Annotated in this window: 20 protein-coding genes; 11 read left to right on the top strand and 9 right to left on the bottom strand. The window is 65.4% G+C overall.

Annotation, left to right across the window (positions count from 1 at the left end):
• Positions 1–69: 69 nt before the first annotated feature.
• Entirely contained in the window at positions 70–1647 is a 1578-nt protein-coding gene (locus C1896_03590; protein AZZ44078.1) for a ferredoxin:oxidoreductase FAD/NAD(P)-binding protein, read from the bottom strand.
• 141 nt (positions 1648–1788) lie between these two features.
• On the opposite strand from C1896_03590, the gene C1896_03585 reads away from it, so the two are divergent.
• From C1896_03585 to C1896_03575, 3 genes are read left to right on the top strand one after another with little or no spacing between them, the layout of a single operon-like run.
• The gene (locus C1896_03585; protein ID AZZ44077.1) at positions 1789–2196 is read left to right on the top strand and encodes a hypothetical protein; all 408 of its coding nucleotides are present in this window, start codon (positions 1789–1791) and stop codon (positions 2194–2196) included.
• 9 nt (positions 2197–2205) lie between these two features.
• Positions 2206–2727: a cytochrome C gene (locus C1896_03580; protein ID AZZ44076.1), complete on the top strand. Its 522-nt coding sequence runs from the start codon at positions 2206–2208 to the stop codon at positions 2725–2727.
• 30 nt (positions 2728–2757) lie between these two features.
• A complete protein-coding gene (locus C1896_03575; GenBank protein AZZ47505.1) occupies positions 2758–3219 on the top strand; it encodes a hypothetical protein in 462 nt (153 codons plus the stop codon).
• Between the two features lie 63 nt (positions 3220–3282).
• Here C1896_03575 and C1896_03570 read toward each other — a convergent pair whose 3' ends face one another.
• The 6 genes from C1896_03570 to C1896_03545 form a co-directional block, all read right to left on the bottom strand.
• Entirely contained in the window at positions 3283–5448 is a 2166-nt protein-coding gene (locus C1896_03570; GenBank protein ID AZZ44075.1) for a hypothetical protein, read from the bottom strand.
• 11 nt (positions 5449–5459) lie between these two features.
• Positions 5460–5888: a diacylglycerol kinase gene (locus C1896_03565; protein ID AZZ44074.1), complete on the bottom strand. Its 429-nt coding sequence runs from the start codon at positions 5886–5888 to the stop codon at positions 5460–5462.
• Positions 5878–6597, bottom strand: a complete 720-nt coding sequence (locus C1896_03560) for an InaA protein (protein ID AZZ44073.1) — start codon at positions 6595–6597, stop codon at positions 5878–5880. The genes C1896_03565 and C1896_03560 overlap by 11 nt, the downstream gene beginning before the upstream one ends.
• A 2-nt stretch (positions 6598–6599) precedes the next feature.
• Positions 6600–7277, bottom strand: coding sequence for an SAM-dependent methyltransferase (locus tag C1896_03555; protein AZZ44072.1), 678 nt, complete (start codon positions 7275–7277; stop codon positions 6600–6602).
• A gap of 81 nt (positions 7278–7358) precedes the next feature.
• Entirely contained in the window at positions 7359–8633 is a 1275-nt protein-coding gene (locus C1896_03550) for a sensor histidine kinase (GenBank protein AZZ44071.1), read from the bottom strand.
• A complete protein-coding gene (locus C1896_03545; protein ID AZZ44070.1) occupies positions 8623–9306 on the bottom strand; it encodes a DNA-binding response regulator in 684 nt (227 codons plus the stop codon). The genes C1896_03550 and C1896_03545 overlap by 11 nt, the downstream gene beginning before the upstream one ends.
• A 108-nt stretch (positions 9307–9414) precedes the next feature.
• Here C1896_03545 and C1896_03540 point away from each other — a divergent pair, with 108 nt between their 5' ends.
• Positions 9415–11373, top strand: coding sequence for a sulfatase (locus C1896_03540; protein ID AZZ44069.1), 1959 nt, complete (start codon positions 9415–9417; stop codon positions 11371–11373).
• A gap of 37 nt (positions 11374–11410) precedes the next feature.
• Positions 11411–12151 (top strand): phosphoesterase, encoded by a 741-nt coding sequence (locus C1896_03535; protein ID AZZ44068.1) that lies wholly within the window; start codon positions 11411–11413, stop codon positions 12149–12151.
• Between the two features lie 67 nt (positions 12152–12218).
• Here C1896_03535 and C1896_03530 read toward each other — a convergent pair whose 3' ends face one another.
• On the bottom strand, positions 12219–12557 hold the full coding sequence (locus tag C1896_03530; protein AZZ44067.1) for a hypothetical protein: 339 nt from the start codon (positions 12555–12557) through the stop codon (positions 12219–12221).
• Between the two features lie 217 nt (positions 12558–12774).
• A complete protein-coding gene (locus C1896_03525; protein AZZ44066.1) occupies positions 12775–13728 on the bottom strand; it encodes a DNA-binding protein in 954 nt (317 codons plus the stop codon).
• A 57-nt stretch (positions 13729–13785) separates the two neighbouring features.
• Between C1896_03525 and C1896_03520 the strand changes: the two genes are divergently transcribed.
• The 6 genes from C1896_03520 (at position 13786) to C1896_03495 (ending at position 18594) form a co-directional block, all read left to right on the top strand.
• On the top strand, positions 13786–14181 hold the full coding sequence (locus C1896_03520; protein AZZ44065.1) for a hypothetical protein: 396 nt from the start codon (positions 13786–13788) through the stop codon (positions 14179–14181).
• A 137-nt stretch (positions 14182–14318) separates the two neighbouring features.
• Positions 14319–15008, top strand: a complete 690-nt coding sequence (locus C1896_03515) for a thermostable hemolysin (protein ID AZZ44064.1) — start codon at positions 14319–14321, stop codon at positions 15006–15008.
• Complete coding sequence (locus C1896_03510) at positions 14992–16437, top strand: long-chain acyl-CoA synthetase (protein AZZ44063.1); 1446 nt, start codon at positions 14992–14994, stop codon at positions 16435–16437. Before C1896_03515 ends, C1896_03510 begins: the two co-directional genes overlap by 17 nt.
• 15 nt (positions 16438–16452) lie before the next feature.
• The gene (locus tag C1896_03505; protein AZZ44062.1) at positions 16453–17124 is read left to right on the top strand and encodes a biliverdin-producing heme oxygenase; all 672 of its coding nucleotides are present in this window, start codon (positions 16453–16455) and stop codon (positions 17122–17124) included.
• The gene (locus C1896_03500) at positions 17111–17947 is read left to right on the top strand and encodes a short chain dehydrogenase (GenBank protein ID AZZ44061.1); all 837 of its coding nucleotides are present in this window, start codon (positions 17111–17113) and stop codon (positions 17945–17947) included. The genes C1896_03505 and C1896_03500 overlap by 14 nt, the downstream gene beginning before the upstream one ends.
• Entirely contained in the window at positions 17944–18594 is a 651-nt protein-coding gene (locus C1896_03495; protein AZZ44060.1) for a hypothetical protein, read from the top strand. The genes C1896_03500 and C1896_03495 overlap by 4 nt, the downstream gene beginning before the upstream one ends.
• Positions 18595–18616 lie beyond the last annotated feature (22 nt).

The raw sequence follows: 18616 nt of genomic DNA, 5'->3' as shown, positions 1-18616 counted from the left end.
CCGTTATCCACCCTACTCCCCGTCCCCTTACGCGATTCGTAGGGGAAAACAGCAACGGCCTGTTCCACCTCAGTACTCCACCTGCAGTTCGGCGCTGCGCGGTTCGGCCTGGCAAGCCAGGACCCAGCCTTGATGCACCTCGCTTTCGCTCAGCACCTGATTGCTGCGCATGCTTACGCTGCCCTCGACCACGCGACACTTGCACGCGGCGCAGACACCCGAGCGACAGGCGCTCGGTGCCTGCAGGCCAGCCTGCTCCATCGCCTCCAGCAGTACCTCGCCACGCAGCACATCCAGCTCGTGGCGACGGCCGTCGAGAGCGACCCGCAGGCGGCTGCGCTTGCCGCCCGGGGTGGCCACTGGCGCAGCCGCGCCGAAGCGCTCCAGATGGATGCGCGCAGCCTCTACACCTAGCTCGCTCAGCGCGGAACTGGCAGCATCCATGAACGGCTGCGGCCCGCAGATGTAAGCCTCTGCGGCGGGCCAACCTGCGATCTTCGCGGCGATGGCCGGGCCATTCGGCACACCCTGTTCGGCATCGAGCCAGATGCGCAGCTGCAGGCGTTCGGGATGGCGGGCGTACAATTCGGTCAGCTCCTCGGCAAAGATCAGCGACGCGGCGTCGCGGCTGGCGTAAAACAGGCACACCCGTCCATTACCCTCGACTAGCGCGGCCTGCAGAATCGCCATCAGCGGCGTGATGCCGCTGCCGGCACCGAGCAGCAGCAGGTCGCAGTCGAGGCTGCGCGGCACGAAAACGCCAGCCGGCGGCAGCGCCTCGATGCAGTCGCCCACCTGCAGGTTGTCCAGCAGCCAGTTCGACGCCCGGCCGCCGGGCACCCGCTTGATGGTGATGCGTAGGGCAGCGTTGCCCTCCGGCCGTTGCGACAGCGAGTAGCAGCGCAGCAACGACTCTTCGCCACAGCGCACCATCAAGGTGAGGAACTGCCCCGGCCGCGCGGCAAAGCGTGCGCGCTGGGCGGCCGGTACCTGCAGGGTGAACGAGCAGCTATCGGCGGTTTCGGCCTGACGCGAAGCGATTCGCAGGCGAGTGAACTCGCCGGTGGCCGGAGCCGGGGAAGCAGACAGGGAGGTCATGCCAGAAGTCGCTGTCGCTGTCGCTGTCGAGGTCGGCCCCGACGCGGACACGCCGCGCAGCATTGGCCACACCGTCTTGCGACGGAACAGCAGCACGTAGCCGACGTGCAGGCCAATCAGCCCCAGCCCCAGGTTGGCAAAGAACTCGTGCACCTCTTCGGCATCCCCCATCCAGCCGACGAAATCGATGTCGCTGGCAGCACCGAACACCTCTGGCCCCACACCGGGCAGCGCAGCCAGCACGTCGCCGTTGTCGACCATGCCCAGGCCGACCAGGCTGGCGACGGCGAAACTGCCCAGCGCACCTACCGTCAGCCACTTGCCGATTGCCGACAGGCCCGGCTTGCGCCGCTGTCCCTTCGGCGGTAGCAACTTTGGAAAGCCCCGCAGGCGCAGCGGCACGATCAGCAGACGCCACACCAGCAGCACCACCAGGCCGTAACCCAGCCAGAGGTGCAACGACTCGGCGTCGTCGCCAGTCAGGTACACCGCGAGGAAGAAACCGGCCAGTAGCCAGTGGAACAAGCGAAAGCGGTTGAAGGCAGCCACGATGGCAATCCTCGATGGACGGAATGCCTTCCTTGTATGCCCTTCAGCTGAATCCAAGCTGAATGCCATCATGCGGCCATGTTCAGTTTGGCGTAAGGCAGCGCGCCTAGGCTGCGCTCATTCCCAACCGGAGAGCGCACCATGAAATCCCGCTGGATCATCCTCCTGTCCTGCTGCCTGAGTTTGCCGGCCCTGGCTGAAACCGAACATCCGCTGCTGGCCGGCTACGCCGCGCAAGCCCGTCAGCAGGATTCGAACTTCGCCGGCTTTTCCGCCGAACGCGGCAAGGCGCTGTACTTCGCCGAAGAGCAGCGCGACGGCAAGACCATGAGCTGTACCACCTGTCACACCGCCGACCCACGCCAGCCGGGCAAGACGCCCGCTCACCGCAAGGTCGAGCCGCTGGCGCCAGCGACCAATCCCGAGCGTTTCACCAACCTGAAGAAGGTCGAGAAGTGGTTCCGCCGCAACTGCGACGACGTCTTCGCCCGCGAATGCACGGCGCAGGAAAAAGGCGACTTCATCAGCTGGATCGACAGCATCCAATAGGAGTGCGCCATGAAGATCGCATCCATCGTTGCCGTCGCCGGGCTGACCTCTGCCCTGGCGTTGGCCGGCCTCAGCTTCGCTGACAACGACGACCACGACCGCCAGCGCTACAAGCGCCCCAAGCGTCTGTCGGTGCCGAGCGACGCACCACTGGTTTGGAAGGAGGAATGCGCCGCCTGCCACATGCTCTACGCACCGGGCCTGCTGCCGGCCGAGGCCTGGCGCCGGCAGATGCAAACCCTCGATGAGCACTACGGCAGCAATGCCACGCTCGACCCCGAACAGGAGCGCGAGATCCTCGACTTCCTGCTGCGCGCCTCGGCGGCCAACCGCTTGCCGGTCGAGCCTTCGCCGACCGTCGGCGAGCCGCCGCGCATCAGCCAGACGCGCTGGTTCGAGCGCAAGCACGACGAGGTCAGCGAGGCCAAGTTTGCCCGCGAGTCGGTCGGCGGTCGCGCCAACTGCGTGGCCTGCCACCGCGACGCCGAACGCGGTGACTTCGATGACGACCGCGTAAAGATTCCGCGCTAAGCGGCTGTTTCCCCACTGAGGTAATCCATGATGACGACTTCCACTCTGCGCGGAGCCCTGGCGCTGTCGCTACTGGTCAACTGTGGCGTGCTGGGCGCGCTCGCCTGGCAGAAACTGCAAACCGACGGGCTGCCCATGCCGTCCGGCGCACCAACCGAACTTTCGCACCAGCTGGAGCTTAGCGCCAACCAGCTCGGGCGCTGGCATGACGGCCAGGCGCCCTATCTGGCCCGGCTGCGTGCCCTCGACAGTGACCTCGATGCCCAGCGCAGCACGTTGCTACAGGCGCTGCTCGGCGAGCGGGTCGACCCCGCGCAGATCGCCAGCGAGCAGGCAACGCTCGGTGAACTGCGCGACGCTCGCCAACAGTTGCAGATCGAGCAGCTGCTGAACGAACGCGAGCTGCTCGACGCCCGTCAGCGGCAGAAGCTGGTGAGCTTCCTCGCCCGCCAGAACGCCTCGACCGAATTGGCCTCGCTGCACGATCAGTAGCCGTCATACAGCCGAACGCCGCGAACCTCTCGGCCGCGGCGTTCGCCACCGACGCGCTGAATCTCAGCCTTCGCTCGCCTTACGCACCTGGCTCGGCGTCTTGGACGGCTCTGCGGGTATGACTGCACTGGCCAGCGGCACGCCGCCCGGCACAGCCTCACGCTCGCGATCACCGCTGCGGTTGGCAAGCAAGCTGGCGGTCGCGGTTTGCAGGTAGGCCTCCAGCTGGCGCTGCAACTGCGCCGCCTCGGCATCCGGCGCGAGTCGTTCGCCCTGAGGGTTGGCACCCAGGCGGTAGCGATACAGGCGTGCCGTTTGCTCCTTGGGTTGCACCAGGACGCGGTCACCGCGAATCATCGCCACCGTCTGATCGCTGCCCGACGGTTTGATGATGCCGAAACCGGGGTCGCTCGCCGCCAGGCTGAGCAGGTCGCGGCCCCAACACTGGTGCCGTACCTCGCCGCCAAGCCGGCCCATGATGGTCGGCACTACGTCGACCTGGGTACCCACCACATCGCGACGGCTGCCGAAACGCTCGGTAATGCCCGGCGCAATTAACAGCAGCGGCACATTGAAGCGGAACAGATCCATCTCGGTCACCTCCTCCGGCACCCCGAAGCCGTGATCGCCAACCACCACGAACAGCGTCTGCTCGAACCAGGGCTGGTCACGCACCTTGTCGAAGAACTGGCCGAGCGCCCAATCCGAATAGCGCATCGCGGTCAGGTGCTGATCCAGATTGCCCTGCCCCTTTACCGGAGCGACCGGCAGTTGCTCCGGCAGCGCATAGGGCGTGTGGTTGGACAGCGTCTGCAGCAGCGCATAGAACGGCTTGCCGCGGCCCAGCTGGTCCAGCTCCTCGGCGGCGCGGGCAAACATGTCCTGATCGGAGACGCCCCAGGTCGGATCCGCAACCACCGGGTTCACATAGTCACTGCGGCCGATAAAGCGGGTCATCCCCTGGTTACTGAAGAAGCCGGACTGGTTATCCCAGGCGAAATCGCCGTTGTAGACATAGACGTCGTTGAACTGCCGCGCGCTGAGCAGTTGCGGCAAGCCGGAGAAACGGTTGCCGCCCTCGGGCGCCTGCATCAGGTACTCGAAGCCTGGCAGGTTGGGGAAGCAGGCCATGCTGGCGAACATGCCCTGGTGGGTGTGCGTGCCGTTGGCAAAGAAGCGACTGAACAACAGTCCCTCCTTGGCGAGGCGGTCGAAATTGGGTGTGATGCCTTCCGCGCTGCCCAACGCACCGACGAAGCGCCCGGCGAAGCTTTCCATCAGAATCACCACCACGTTTTGCACCGGCAGCTGCCCGTCCGCCGGCGGCCGGAAATCACGGCGTACCGGCGCCAGCTCGGCATCCACCAGCTGATCGTTACCGGTCAGCAGCAGTTCACGGGTGATCGCCTGCGCCTGCTCGTTCGGCAGAGTCGCCTTCCAGCTATTGTCGCGGTGGCTGGAGAAGCGGTTCCTGGCGGCATCGTAGAGCGACAGTGTCGCATTCAGGCCGAGGTGATTGGCGAACATCGATTCGGTAGTGAAGGCATCGCCCCAGCGCAGCGGCGGCCCCTGGCGCAACGTGCCGCGCGCGGCCACCACGCAGACCAGCACCAGCAGCGTGAACACAGCGGCGCGGGTATACCAGCCCGCGCCACTGCGGCTTGCGCCGCATGAACGAACGACCGTCGCGCCACGGGTCAGCCGCTCCAGCCAGCCGAACAGGGCGTACATTGCTACGCTCGCAGCGCCCCAGGCTGCCAGCAGTCGTAGCACCGGAAAGCCGTGCCAGAGCATGCTCAGCACGGTGGCCGGATCTTCCTGCAGGTACTGGAATACCAGGCTATTGAGGCGCTGATGAAACTCGCGATAGAAGTTCAGCTCAATCAACCCGAGCAGGATCGCCAGGCTGGCACACAGGCTCAACCACAGCCGCAGCAGGCCGCGGGCGGCCATCACGCGCACGCTCAGCACGCCGAGCAGCAGCGGCAGCAGGACGTACACCGCCACCCGCAGGTCGAAGCGCAGGCCGTTGCCGAATGCCTCGACGATACTGGCCAGCGGCGTGCTGCCGAGCAGTTCGCGGTTGAACAGCAGCAAGCCCAGCCGCAGCAGCGCAAACATCGCCAGGAGGGCCAGCGCACTGGCGAACGTGAAGCGCAGGTGCGCGGCCAGGCCATTGAAGCCGGACGCCGGGCGCTCTCGAGCAGGGCGTCGCAAAGAGGAAAGCATGGATACGTCCTTCAGGGGATGAGGATCACCGCCCAGACCAGACCGATCAGGCACAGCGCCAGCAATTGCGCGGCGCTGCCCATGTCCTTGGCCTGTTTGGCGAGCGGATGCAGTTCGAAAGAGATGCGGTCGACCGTCGCCTCGATGGCCGAGTTGAGCAGTTCGACGATCAGGCCAAGAAACACCACGGCAATCAGCACGGCGCGTTCAACGCGGCTGACGTCGAACAGAAACGCCAAGGGAATCAGCAGCAGGTTCAGCAGCACCAGCTGGCGGAACGCCGCTTCGCTTCTATAAGCGGCCTTGAGACCTGCAGCCGAATAGCCGGACGCGTACCAGATGCGTGCCAGTCCGCTGCGCCCCTTCAGCGCCGCACCGTCGGCCGGCACGTCGACGCTGGCCACGGCATCGGTAGCCGCGCAGGTCGGCTCAGATGACATCGCAGCGCAACTCGCTGAAGGTGCGGTGGGCGGCCAGCAATCGTTGCCAGTCCTGCTCCGGCATGGTCTGGCGATGACGCTTGAGCTGGCGCAGGTCATGCCGTGCAGCGGCACTGCGACGTAGCCGGCGACGGCTCTTTTCCAGATCGAGCAGCGCGACCTCGACCCGGGTCGCGTCACCTTCGCCGTGAACCTTGAGGAAGATGTGCTTGGGATAGCAGCAGCCGTGCTGCCAGCGCGCCTGATGAATGCGCGCCAGGGTGATCCCGACCGCCGCGAGCATGCGCTCCTGTACTGCCGGACCGAAGCGCTCCCCCAAGTCCTGTTGATACCAGTCCTCCAGGCTGACGAACCCCTCCAGTTCCGCCGTCACCAGCAGCGCCTGCCACTGACCGGCTTGCTGCCGGGTCCCGCAGTAGACCAGTTCCGGCACCTGCACGCCGAGCCGGCCGAATGCTTGCAGCGCCTGCAGTTCGCGCAGCACCGTGGGCCGGCCGAAAGGATGCAGCGTCGAGCGATACAGGTGGCCAATCTGCCGTTTGCAGTACAGCAGCGGCTGCTGCGGATCGCGCAGGCGTATCCGTTGCACGCCGCTTTTGCCGGCACGGCGCTGGTTGGGTTCCTCGACCCATTCGCCCTGCGTGCTCCACCAGCGCTGGAAGGTGCTGGTACGCGCTTCGCGGGCCGGCAATACGATTAGTCGGCTCATGTTCAACCCCGCTTGCGCAGCACGTAGACCCGCCACATGGCGTAGCCGGGGAGGAAGTCATTACGGTCGAGGATGTCGAAGCCGGCCTCGGCGAATTCCGCCTCGATCACCGAGCGCGCTACGACGAAGCGGTTCTGGTTGTCCTTGGCCGGCCGGCGACGCTCCAGGCGCTTGCGCTTCCAGGCCTTGTAGTTGCCATCGACCCACAGCGAGACGATCAGCGTGTCACGGGTGACGCGGTGGAACTCACGCAGCATCGCCAACCGGTGCTCTGGGTCGGCGATGTGGTGCAGTAGGCGCATGCAGAAGATGTTGTCCACTGCGTTGTCGCCCATGTCGATGGCGAAGGCCGAGGTCTGAAAGGTCTCGACCCGCTTGAGCACTTCCAGCGAATGCGCCGATTCGGCGATCGCCAGCATGTCGGCGGAGTTGTCGGCGGCGAAGATCATCCGGCTCGGGTGCTCGGCCAGCAGCGGCCAGAAGCGCCCGGCGCCGCACGGCAGGTCGAGCACCAGATCGGGCTCACCGGCGATCTTCAGTGCGCGGCGCGCCATCTGCTCGTCACGCCAGTGCGACAGCCGTCGGGCCAGGCCATCCTGATGCTTATGCAGGTATTCGTAGGCGTGCTGGCGGTCGTACTTGCGCGAGAACTCCAGTTCGATGGGGCTCGATGTGGTCATGGCGGGCATTCCGGTTGGAAACGGAACGCCAAACTAACCAGACAGACATCAAGGGCCCGTCAACGGGATGTGAAAAAAACGTCAAACGCCATCGCTTTTCAGACGCACCTGGAAGCAGCTGCCCTTGGGCTCGCAAGGGGCTACACCCACTGACCACCCCTGATGTGTGCAGATGCGCTTGACCAGCGACAGCCCTAGCCCCAGGCCCTCCCCCCGGCTGTCGGAGCCGCGCACGAAGGGCTGAAACATGCGTTCCTGCTGCTCCAGCGGAATGCCCATGCCTGTGTCCTCGACACGAAAGCCGGCGTTCTCGAGAATCAGCCGCACCGAGCCGCTGTCCGTGTAATGCAGGGCGTTGCGCAGCAGATTGGACATCACCGAGCCAAGCAGTGTGAGGTTGTATTCGCCGCTGTCCTCGCCTTCGCTGACCACATTGAACGTCAGCCCCTTTTCAAGAAATAGCGGCGCCCAGCGCTCGGTCTGCTCCTGCGCCACGCTGCTCAGGCTGGCGGTGCCGGCAAAGGCGGTCTGCTCCGGCCGGGTCCGCGCCAGCATCAGGAAAGTCTGCACCAGCTCGTGCATTTCCTGCGCGGCGCGCTCGATGCGCTGGGCCTGGGTACGTGACTTTTCCGGTAGTTCGGTCTGGTCGAGCAGTTCGCAGGCGCCGAGGATGACCATCAGTGGGGTGCGCAGCTCATGGCTGACATCGCTGGTGAACAGCCGCTCGCGCTCCAGGCTCTGGCGCAGTTGGCCGAGGGTACTGTCAAACGCCGCCGCCACATGGCCGACCTCGTCGTCCGGATATTGCAACGCCAGTGGTGGCGCCAGCGGATGCAGCTGATCGCGATGACGAACCTGCTGCGCCAGGCGTGACAGCGGGGCCATGACTTTTCTGGCCATCAGCCAGCCAAGCCCCCAGGCACCAAGGATGCTCAGCACGAATCCGGCTAGCACCACCATGAACAATGCGTTCTCGCGAGCCTCGAATTCATGCTGTTCCTCAACCAGCAAATACTTGGCTCCGTCGATTTCGCGTTGATAGACGTAGTAGGCATCCTCGTTACGGACTAGCTCGGTGAACCCATCGGCGAGCCCCGTGAACGCCTCGGGAATGGCGTAGCTAGGCAGGTTCGAGGCGAAGAATCGGGTGACCGCGTCGAGCCGTGGCGCGTCCCCGTGAACCACGACGTCATTGAGCACACTATCTAATTCGTGCCCCAGCTCCTGGGTCACCAGGTGCTCCTCGATGAAATGCACGACCGCGACGATTCCGAGCGAAAAGGTCCCGCTGACCACCAGCGTCATCAACGTGAAGGCGATGACGATGCGTCGCGCGAAGGGCTGCTTAGCAAGCATGGTCAGGCTCCGCGAGTCGGAAACCGACGCCATGCACGGTGTGCAGCAGTGGTGCCGCGAACGGCTTGTCGAGCACCTGGCGTAGCTGGTGAATATGGCTGCGCAAGCTGTCGCTGTCGGGAACATCGTTGCCCCAGAGCGCTTCCTCCAGCTGCTCGCGCCGCACCACCGCCGGGCTCTTCTGCATGAGGATCGCCAGCAGTTTGTGGCCGATGGGATTCAATCGCAGCGGCTGCCCGGCGCGGGTTGCCTGTAGGGTATCGAGGTCATAGTGCAGGTCACCGACCTGCAGTTTGTGTTTGCGCGAGCCCTGGCTGCGCCGCAGGATCGCCTCGATGCGGGCGACCAGCTCCGACAGCGCGAACGGCTTGATCAGATAATCGTCGGCGCCGGCACCCAGCCCTTGCAGCCGATCATTGAGCGCATCACGAGCCGTGAGCATGATGATCGGGGTATCCCGCCCGGCATCGTCACGCAGCCGCTTGCAGACCTGCAGCCCATCGATGCCAGGCAGCATAATGTCCAGCACGATCAGGTCGTAATGCTCGGTGGCGGCCAGGTGCAGGCCGCTTAGACCGTCCTGAGCGCAATCGACCACGTAGCCCTTGAGCTCCAGGTAGTCCAGGACGTTGGCCAGGATGTCGCGGTTGTCTTCGATGACCAGAATGCGCATATCGGTTCGCTAGCAGGCAAATGACGGAATTTTCACGCCTTCTTTACGAAGGGCTCACAGGCGGGTGCGCAGACTTCGGCGCGTTCAATCTTGCCTGTGGATCATACGATGACATTCCTGCGCCATGCTCAACTTCGTTATCTGTCGCTGCTGGCCGGCCTCTGGCTGGGCGTTTTTCTGATCACCCGCAGCGCGCTGCTGTTCGCTCACTGGCAGGAAGCTGCCAGCGGGCTGGATGGCCTGCTGCAGATCTACGGGCTGGGGTTGATCTATGACCTGGCGTTCCTGAGCTTCGCCGCGCTGCCGCTGGCGTGCTACCTGCTCATGTGCCCAAAGCGGATCTGGGCGAGCCGCTGGCACCGGCGCGGGCTCACCCTGCTGCTGGCCCTGAGTCTCTACGCCATGCTGTTCACGGCGCTGGCCGAGTGGCTGTTCTGGGATGAATTCGGCGTGCGGTTCAATTTCATTGCCGTCGACTATCTGGTCTATTCGGACGAAGTGCTGCACAACATTCTTGAGTCGTACCCGGTTTATGCGCTGCTGGGCCTGATGGCGCTGGTCACACTCTCCGCTACGGCGGTGCTGAAGCGACAGATTCGGCGCGCACTGGAAGCACCAAGCCTGCCGTTCAGGGCCCGTGCTGCGACACTCGCCGGACTGCTGGTCACTGTGACAGCCAGCGCGCTGATCATCGGCCAGGACTTCCCGCGGGGGATCGGCGGCAACGTCTATCGGCGCGAACTGGCGAGCAATGGCCCGTTCCAGTTCTTCGCCGCCTTTCGCAACAACGAGCTGGACTACCGGCAGTTCTACCCGACCCTGCCCCAGGTTGCCGTCGCCGACAGCCTGCGCGCCGAAGTCGGCGAACCCAATGCCCGCTTCATCGGCCAGGACCCGCTGGATATCCGCCGCGTCATCGACAATCCCGGCCAGCCGCGCAAACTCAACGTCGTGCTGATCACCGTCGAAAGCCTCAGTGCCAAATACCTCGGCAGCGTTGGCGACACCCGCGGCCTGACGCCCAATCTCGACCAGCTGCGCCAGCAGAGTCTGTACCTCAATAACTTCTACGCGACCGGCACGCGCACCGATCGCGGCCTGGAAGCCATTACCCTCTCCGTACCGCCAACCCCTGGCCGCTCCATCGTCAAGCGCATCGGCCGTGAAAGCGGCTTCGCCAGCCTCGGTCAGCAGCTTCGCGCGCAGGGCTATGACAGCGTGTTCCTCTATGGCGGGCGCGGTTACTTCGACAACATGGGTGCCTTCTTCAGCGGCAACGGCTACCGCGTGGTCGACCAGAGCAGCGCGGACGAAGCCGACATTCACTTCAAGAACGCCTGGGGCATGGCTGACGAAGACCTCTATCAGCTGGCGCTTCGCGAGGCGGACGCCGACTACGCTGTCGGCAAGCCGTTTCTCCTGCAGATGATGACCACCTCCAACCACCGCCCCTACACCTACCCGGATGGACGCATCGACATCCCGTCCGGCGAGGGCCGTGAAGGCGCTGTCAAATACACCGACGCGACCATCGGCGAGTTCCTGCGCAACGCCCGGAGCAAGCCCTGGTTCGCTAATACCCTGTTTGTCATCGTCGCCGACCACACCGCCGGCAGCGCCGGCTCGCAGGACCTGCCGGTGGCCAACTATCACATCCCGCTGTTCATCTATGCCCCGAGCCTGATCGAGCCGCGCGAGGTGGACCGGGTCGCCAGTCAGATCGATATCGCGCCGACCCTGCTCGGCCTGCTCAATCTGGACTATGTCTCGACCTTCTTCGGCCGCAACCTGCTGCGCGACGACGGCCAGCCTGGACGCGCACTGATCGGCAACTATCAGCACCTCGGCCTGTTCGACGGCAAGGACCTGGCGATTCTCAGCCCACGGCGTGGCATGCGCCGGCATGACGATGCGCTGCAAGCGAGCCACGAGCTTTCTGCCAATTCCGACGACCCGCTGGTGCGCCGCGACATCGCCTACTACCAGGGCGCCAGTTACGACTACGGCCACGCCCTGCTCGGCTGGAAACGCCCGCAACCCACCGCCACCCAACTCAGCCAGCGCTGAACCGACCGGCGCCGCTCGCGGCGCCTCTGGAGTAAAGATGTCCGTCGCGCCGAACACGCCTGCCGCGAGCCGCCCGTTCAACTTCGCCCTCGGCTTCGGCGTGCCAACATTGTTGATGGTCGCGCTGCTGGTGGGCGAGCCGAGCAATCTCGATTTTGCCCTGTCACACCTGTTCTATCAGCCCGGCGTCGGTTTCGTCGGGCGCCACAGCTGGCTGCTCGAAGACGTCCTGCATGACCGGATCAAGCAAGGGGTCATCGCGCTCGGCGTGCTTGCCATCGCTGGTTTCGTGCTGAGTCTGCTGCCGACGCGGCTGGCTCAGTGGCGCCGCCCGCTGGGCTATCTGGTGCTTGCGCTGGGGTTGTCGACCAGCATCGTCACGCCGCTCAAGGCGCTCACTGGCGTGCATTGCCCGTGGAGCCTGGTGGAATTCGGTGGTGCTGAAACCTTTACACCGCTGCTAAGCGAGCGCGCGCCGACGCTCAAGCCGGGGCGCTGCTGGCCCGGCGGCCACGCCTCAGCGGGCTTTTCATTGTTGGCGTTGTTCTTCGTGCTTCGTGACCGACGACCGCGTGCCGCTCGGCTCGCCCTCGCGGTGGCACTCGGCTTGGGGATAGTGCTGTCGGTCGGTCGGGTGATGCAGGGCGCGCATTTCTTCTCGCACAACCTATGGACGTTGCTGTTCGACTGGACGATCTGCCTGGCCTGTTACCGGCTGGTGCTGTATCGAGCGACACCGGTCGAGCGGCCGCTGCTCGCGGCCGAACCCGAGGGCTAGTCACCCGAGTCTGGCCTTGAGGCGCACCGGCATGGTTCCGTGCGCCTTCCATGGACCACGAATGCGCTCAGCGGTGAAAGGCTTTTGCCTTGGCCTGTTCCACATGATGGCGCCATGCCCGGTCGCGATCACGCTCCAAAGCACTGCTGCGCCAGGCAGTCAGCCCACCGGTGTCCATCTGCATCACCTGGCATTGGCGATAGCCGTCATTCCACCCCTCGGCATACAGCGGCTGGCCCATGTAGCGCGGGACGTCCTTGCGAAACTGAGCCAGCGCGCCGGCAGCCTGGCGGCCGCTGCCGCAGCCGGCACGGAAGCCCTCGGCATATTCAGGCGGGTATTCGTCGGCAACCAGCAGCTCCGATGTGCTCTGGCAACCGGTCAGGGAGAGTCCGGCGAGCATCATGGCCAGCAGGGCCCGACGATGAGGTGAAGAACTGTTACGCCGTTTACTGGCGCGGTGTGGACGCAAATGGCGAGAAGACATGAGATCACTCGGGCATTAGGAAATGAAGCCCGCGGCAAGCGCCAAGGGCCACCACGGCACGCTTCGAAGTCTGATCGGCTTGCTGTCAGGGTTTCGTCAAACGGGCGTGAACAAAGTGTGAAGGCGCTGACCGGCGTTAGCCCCCAGTACGGCGGAAGCTGTAGAACAGATTGGGCTCGCTGACGACGAACAGGGTGCCGTCATTGTCGATGGTGACGCCCTCGGGGTGCGGCGCGGATCGTTGCAGGCCGCCGAACCAGCGATTGAGGCTGCGATAGCTGAGCATGCGCCCGCTGTCGCTGAGTTCCATGAGCAGGCGCGACTCGTCGCTGAGCAGGATCAGGTGGCCGGTAACGGCATCGAAGTGAATGTCCGACAGATCGGTGGCGAACACCTGATCCGCAATCCAGTCGCTGCGGTCGCGGATGGTCAGCTGCAGCGGCCCCTCGAGGCTGGCAGCGACTCCACCCACCTCGTACAGCTGCCGAGGGTCGCGTTCCTTGACAATAAACAGCCGGTCGCCCGCCGCATCGTACGTCAGCCCTTCGAAGCCCTTGTTGCCGTTTAGGTTGATCCCGAGCGAGAAGAACTGCGCCTCGGCCGCATCAACGGGTCGTGGCTGCGTCGGCAAGCGGAAGATGCTGATCTGTTGCGCTCGCTCATCGGACACAGCCACGCGACCATGCCCCATGTAGGTCACGCCTTCGATGTCGCCGAAACCCTGCAGCGGATAGCGCTCGAGCAGCTCACCGCTCTTGCTCAGCGCCACCAGCTCGGTTGGGCCGCCGTTCACCACCGCCAGCAGGCGATCCAGATCCGCGTCATAGCTGACCGCCGAGAGGTTCCGGCTGATTCCCTCTACCGGCTTGCCGTCGATGGATACCGCATAACCAGGTAACCAGCGGTTCGCCAGATCATATTGAGTGACGTTCATCTGCCGGGTCAGGTTGAAGTACCAGCGCTCGTTCCAGTGAAGCGCTATCGCCGTCGCAACGAATGCGAACAACAGAGCCGTCAGGCCGACCCAGCGGTAGCGACGGCGGACCATCGCCCCAAGGCGTTGTCTGGTGTAAGAGCTTGCTTGCGTCATCTCGGTTCTTTCCTCATCGCTAGCGCTGCCGCCTGTTCTGCACAAAGGAGCAATCGATTGTTCAGCCTGTCTCGCCTCACGTCGCGCCTGCAGCGCTGGGCACGCCAGCTCAAACGTGACGTCATGACGCTCTGGTGCTGTGCTTGCCACCCGGATACGCCCTGGTGGTTGCGGGCGTTACTGGTCTGTGTGGTCGCCTACGCACTGAGCCCGATCGACCTGATTCCGGACTTCATTCCAGTGCTCGGCTACCTCGACGATCTGCTGCTGTTGCCCCTGGGCATCTGGCTGGCCATACGCCTGATGCCTCCAGCCGTTCTCAGCGAATGCCGCGCCCAGGCGCTTGCGTGGGAAAACACGCCACGCTCGATCAGCCGGGCGGGCGCTGCCGCAGTCGTGCTCATCTGGGTGTTGGCCGCCAGCGCCCTGGTCTACTGGCTGAGCACGGCGTGATCGACGCAGCCAAGCATAGCCAGGCACATGTGAAAAAATCGTCGTCAGCACGGATCGTTGCACCACGGCAACTGGCTTAAGGCTGCCTTAAGTTTGCCGCCCAACAATCGCCCCAGGCTTCTAACCGAGGTTCCCCGATGGAACTGCCCTGGGTTGATCAAACTGACGTACTGGCGTGTATCGGCCGTGAGCCGGCGCTGACCCTGCAACTGGCGCAGGCCGATGCAGGCGAGCGGCGCGCAGCACTGGAACGCTTCATCCACCAACGGTTCGCCGAGCACTATCAGGCACGGGTGCGGCACTTCATGCCTTGCCTGCTGGGCCTGCATGACCAGAACGGCGAGGTGCAGGGCGCGGTCGGTCTGCGCAGCGCCCAGCGTCGGCCGCTGTTTCTCGAGCGTTATCTGGACGAACCCATCGAGCAGGCCGTGAGCCAGCGCCATGGGCGTACGGTGCCGCGCGAGGAGATCGTAGAGGTCGGCAACCTGGCTGCGTTTGGCAACGCCTCGGCGCGCCTGCTGATCGTCGCGCTGACCGATCTGCTGGTCGCCCAGGGATTTCGCTGGGTGGTGTTCACCGGCACGCCGGCCTTGCTCAACAGCTTTCAGCGCCTCGCGCTCGATCCGCTGCCACTGGGCCTGGCCGATCCGGCGCGCATGGGCGATGAGCTGGCCGACTGGGGCAGCTACTACGCCAGCCGCCCGCAGCTGATGGCCGGCGAGATCCTGCCCGGCCACCAGCGCCTGCTGCAGCTCGGCCTCTATGCGCGGCTCGGCTATCAGCCGCTGTTCGACACCACGGAGGCGCCCCATGCAGCCTGCAGCTGAACGCTTCTGGACGACACTCGACCAGAACGCCGGCATCGCGCTGAGCGAAGGGCCGCGCCAACTGAGCTACGCCGAACTGCGCCATGAAGTGGCCGCGCGCGCCAGCCATCTGCAACAGCTCGGAGTGCAGCGCGTCGCCCTGGCGCTGGATAACGGTCTGGAATGGGCATTGTGGGATCTGGCCCTGCTGCGCGCCGGGCTGGTCTGCGTGCCGCTGCCCGGGTTCTTTTCCGCGGCGCAGCAGGAGCACGTGCTGCAGCACGCCGACACCGACTGTCTGATCGGAACCGCCAGCCCGCTCAGCAAGCGCTGCGGCTTCCAGCAGACCGCCACTGGCCTGCTGCAGCGCCAGCCGGATGCCGTCACGCCGGTGCCCGACGGCACGCTGAAGATCACCTACACCTCCGGCACCACCGGCCAGCCCAAGGGCGTCTGCCTGAATGCCGAAGCGCAACTGGCGGTGGCCGAGAGCCTGTGGCAGGCCAGCCTGCCGTGCGACGTGCGGCAGCACCTATGCGTGCTGCCGCTGGCGACCCTGCTGGAGAACATCGCCGGGCTCTATGCGCCGCTGCTGGCCGGTGCACGGATCGAGCTGCGCCCGCTGGCGGAGATCGGCTTCAGCGGCGCGGCGGGCTTCGAGCTGCCGCGTTTGCTGGCCACGCTGCAGACCAGCCAGCCGCACAGCCTGATCCTGCTGCCGCAGCTGTTGCTGGCGCTGGTCAGCGCCGCTGAGCAAGGCGTGCCATTACCCGCATCGCTGCGCTTTATCGCGGTCGGTGGCGGTCGCGTCGCGCCGCAGCTGTTGGAGCGCGCCGAGCGGCTCGGCCTACCGGTGTTCGAGGGCTACGGCCTGTCCGAGTGCGCCTCGGTGGTCTGCCTGAACACACCCTATGCACGGCGCATCGGCACGGTCGGCCGGCCGCTGGCGCACGTCGAACTGCGCTTGGCCGACGATGGCGAGGTACTGGTGCGCGGCCCGCATATGCTCGGCTACCTCAGCGAACCTCCGCAGGTCGGCGAGTGGCTGCCGACCGGCGACCTCGGCCACTTCGAGGACGGCTTCCTGATCCTGCACGGGCGCAAGAAGCACCAGTTCGTCACCGCCTACGGGCGCAACGTCAACCCGGAATGGGTCGAGGCGGAGCTGGTGCAGCAGGCCCCCATCGCCCAGGCCTGGCTGCATGGCGAAGCACTGGCACAGAACGCCGCCGTGCTGGTGCCCAGACGCGGCGATTGCAGCGATGCCGAGCTGCAGACGGCAGTCGAGCGGGTCAACGCCGGCTTGCCGGACTACGCCCGCGTGCACCACTGGCTGCGCGCCGCCGAGCCCTTCACCGCCGGCAACGGCCTGGCCACCGCCAACGGCCGGCTGCGTCGCAACGCCCTCTTCAACCATTACCAATCGGCGATCAACACCCTTCTGTCCTGACTTTCGAGGTTCATCATGGATTTCTTCGACCAGCTGCAACACCAGACCAATGCCGAGCGCGAATACCTGCTTGGCGAGCCGATCATCCACGCCGCGCTAGCCGGCACCGCGACCCGCGCGCAGTACATCGCTTTCCTCGCCCAGGCCTATCACCACGTCAAACACACCGTGCCGCTGTTAATGGCTTGCGGCGCACGCCTGCCGGAGCGACTGGAGTGGCTGCGCGAGGCGATCGCCGAATACATCGAGGAAGAAATCGGCCATCAGGAATGGATCCTCAACGACATCCGCGCCTGTGGCGGTGACGCCGAGGCGGTGCGCCACGGCCAGCCGGCGCTGCCCACCGAGCTGATGGTCGCCTATGTCTACGACCGCATCGCGCGACACAACCCGGCGAGCTTCTTCGGCATGGTCAACGTGCTCGAAGGCACCAGCATCGCCCTGGCGACCCAGGCCGCCGGGGTGCTGCAGGACAAGCTGCAGCTGCCGGCCAAGGCATTCAGCTACCTGACCTCCCACGGCAGTCTGGACATGGAGCACATCGAGTTCTTCAAGAAGCTGATGAACCGCCTCGACGACGAGGACGACAAGGCCGCCGTGGTGCACACCGCGCGCGTCGTCTATCGCCTCTACGGCGACATCTTCCACAGCCTGAGCGCGCCGGAGCACAGCCATGCAACTGCGTGACGCGCGCATCCTGCTCACCGGCGCCAGCGGCGGCATCGGCCAAGTGCTGGTCGAGCGGCTCTGCGCGAACGGCGCCCGGCTGTTGTTGGTGGGACGCGACAGTCTTGCCCTGGAAGCGCTGGCGCGCCGCTATCCGGGGCAGGTCAGCCTAGTCTGCGCCGACCTCACCCAGCGCAGCGGCCGGCATACGGTGCTCGATGCCGCGCGGCGTTTCGGCGGCCTCAACTGCGTGATCAATGCCGCCGGAATCAACCAGTTCAGCCTGCTCGAACAGCAGGACGAGGACGCCATCGCCCGCCTGATCGGCGTCAACGTCACCGCCACGCTGCAGCTGACCCACCTGCTGCTGCCGCTGCTGCACCAGCAACCGCAGGCGCTCCTGGTCAACCTCGGCTCGACCTTCGGCTCCATCGGCTACCCGGGTTTCACCGCCTACTGCGCGAGCAAGTTCGCCCTGCGCGGCTTCTCCGAAGCGCTGCGGCGCGAATTGGCCGACAGCCACGTCAAGGTGCTCTACGTCGCGCCCCGCGCCACCCGCACGGCGATGAACAGCGCAGATGTGGTGGCGATGAACAACGAGCTGAAGGTGGAGATGGATGATCCGCAACAAGTCGCGCGGCAGATCGTCCACGCCATCACCGCCGAGCGTGAAGAGATGTACCTCGGCTGGCCGGAAAAACTCTTCGTGCGCCTCAACGGCCTCTTGCCGCGGCTGGTCGACCAGGCCCTGCGCAAGCAGTTGCCGGTAATCAAGCGCTTCGCCCGCGCCGAACAGCCAACGCCACCCGCATCGCAACCTGCCTCTACCGGAGAACACCCATGAAGCCTCTGCTCGGCCTTTGCGCCCTGATGCTGGCCCTGGCCAGCCAACCCTCCTTAGCCCTCAGCCCGGCCGGCGAGTCATCGCTGCGCCAGATCCAGACGCGCTGGGCGGAGATCAACTACCAGCTGCCCGCGGCACAGCGCGAGGCGGCCTTCGCCCGGCTCGCCTCGGAGGCCGAAAGCGCGGTGGCCGGCGAGCCCCAGGCCGCCGAGCTGCATATCTGGCACGGCATCGTGCTCAGCACCTGGGCCGGCGCCAAGGGCGGGCTCGGTGCGCTGAGCCTGGTCAAGCAGGCCAAGGCCGAACTGGAGAAAGCCATCGAACTTGATCCGCAGGCGCTGGATGGCTCGGCCTACACCAGCCTCGCGAGTCTCTACTACCAAGTGCCCGGCTGGCCGATCGGCTTCGGTGACGAGGACAAGGCCGAGGCGCTGTTCAAGCAGGCGCTGGCGCTGAACCCGAGCGGCATCGACCCCAACTACTTCGATGGTGATTTCCTGCTGCGCCAGAAGCGCTATGGCGAAGCACGCGCCGCACTGGAAAAAGCCATCGCCGCACCTGCCCGCCCCGGTCGTGAAGTCGCCGATGCCGGTCGCCGCGACGAAGCCCGCGCGCTGCTCGCGCAGGTCAAGGAAAAACTGGAATAACCGCGCGCGACGGCGTTGAATG

Source organism: Pseudomonadaceae bacterium SI-3 (assembly GCA_004010935.1).
GTDB lineage: Bacteria > Pseudomonadota > Gammaproteobacteria > Pseudomonadales > Pseudomonadaceae > Stutzerimonas.
This window is presented reverse-complemented; position numbering and strand designations above follow the sequence as displayed.

What these genes read in the sequence shown, in the direction of transcription:
- C1896_03535 (AZZ44068.1), top strand. Translation starts at nt 11,411, where the DNA reads ATGTCCGTCGCGCCGAACACGCCTGCCGCGAGCCGCCCGTTCAACTTC.
- C1896_03505 (AZZ44062.1), top strand. Translation starts at nt 16,453, where the DNA reads ATGGATTTCTTCGACCAGCTGCAACACCAGACCAATGCCGAGCGCGAA.
- C1896_03570 (AZZ44075.1), bottom strand. Translation starts at nt 5,448, where the DNA reads ATGCTTTCCTCTTTGCGACGCCCTGCTCGAGAGCGCCCGGCGTCCGGC.
- C1896_03515 (AZZ44064.1), top strand. Translation starts at nt 14,319, where the DNA reads ATGGAACTGCCCTGGGTTGATCAAACTGACGTACTGGCGTGTATCGGC.
- C1896_03550 (AZZ44071.1), bottom strand. Translation starts at nt 8,633, where the DNA reads ATGCTTGCTAAGCAGCCCTTCGCGCGACGCATCGTCATCGCCTTCACG.
- C1896_03560 (AZZ44073.1), bottom strand. Translation starts at nt 6,597, where the DNA reads ATGAGCCGACTAATCGTATTGCCGGCCCGCGAAGCGCGTACCAGCACC.
- C1896_03525 (AZZ44066.1), bottom strand. Translation starts at nt 13,728, where the DNA reads ATGACGCAAGCAAGCTCTTACACCAGACAACGCCTTGGGGCGATGGTC.
- C1896_03500 (AZZ44061.1), top strand. Translation starts at nt 17,111, where the DNA reads ATGCAACTGCGTGACGCGCGCATCCTGCTCACCGGCGCCAGCGGCGGC.
- C1896_03575 (AZZ47505.1), top strand. Translation starts at nt 2,758, where the DNA reads ATGACGACTTCCACTCTGCGCGGAGCCCTGGCGCTGTCGCTACTGGTC.
- C1896_03580 (AZZ44076.1), top strand. Translation starts at nt 2,206, where the DNA reads ATGAAGATCGCATCCATCGTTGCCGTCGCCGGGCTGACCTCTGCCCTG.
- C1896_03555 (AZZ44072.1), bottom strand. Translation starts at nt 7,277, where the DNA reads ATGACCACATCGAGCCCCATCGAACTGGAGTTCTCGCGCAAGTACGAC.
- C1896_03565 (AZZ44074.1), bottom strand. Translation starts at nt 5,888, where the DNA reads ATGTCATCTGAGCCGACCTGCGCGGCTACCGATGCCGTGGCCAGCGTC.
- C1896_03585 (AZZ44077.1), top strand. Translation starts at nt 1,789, where the DNA reads ATGAAATCCCGCTGGATCATCCTCCTGTCCTGCTGCCTGAGTTTGCCG.
- C1896_03530 (AZZ44067.1), bottom strand. Translation starts at nt 12,557, where the DNA reads ATGATGCTCGCCGGACTCTCCCTGACCGGTTGCCAGAGCACATCGGAG.
- C1896_03540 (AZZ44069.1), top strand. Translation starts at nt 9,415, where the DNA reads ATGACATTCCTGCGCCATGCTCAACTTCGTTATCTGTCGCTGCTGGCC.
- C1896_03495 (AZZ44060.1), top strand. Translation starts at nt 17,944, where the DNA reads ATGAAGCCTCTGCTCGGCCTTTGCGCCCTGATGCTGGCCCTGGCCAGC.
- C1896_03545 (AZZ44070.1), bottom strand. Translation starts at nt 9,306, where the DNA reads ATGCGCATTCTGGTCATCGAAGACAACCGCGACATCCTGGCCAACGTC.
- C1896_03510 (AZZ44063.1), top strand. Translation starts at nt 14,992, where the DNA reads ATGCAGCCTGCAGCTGAACGCTTCTGGACGACACTCGACCAGAACGCC.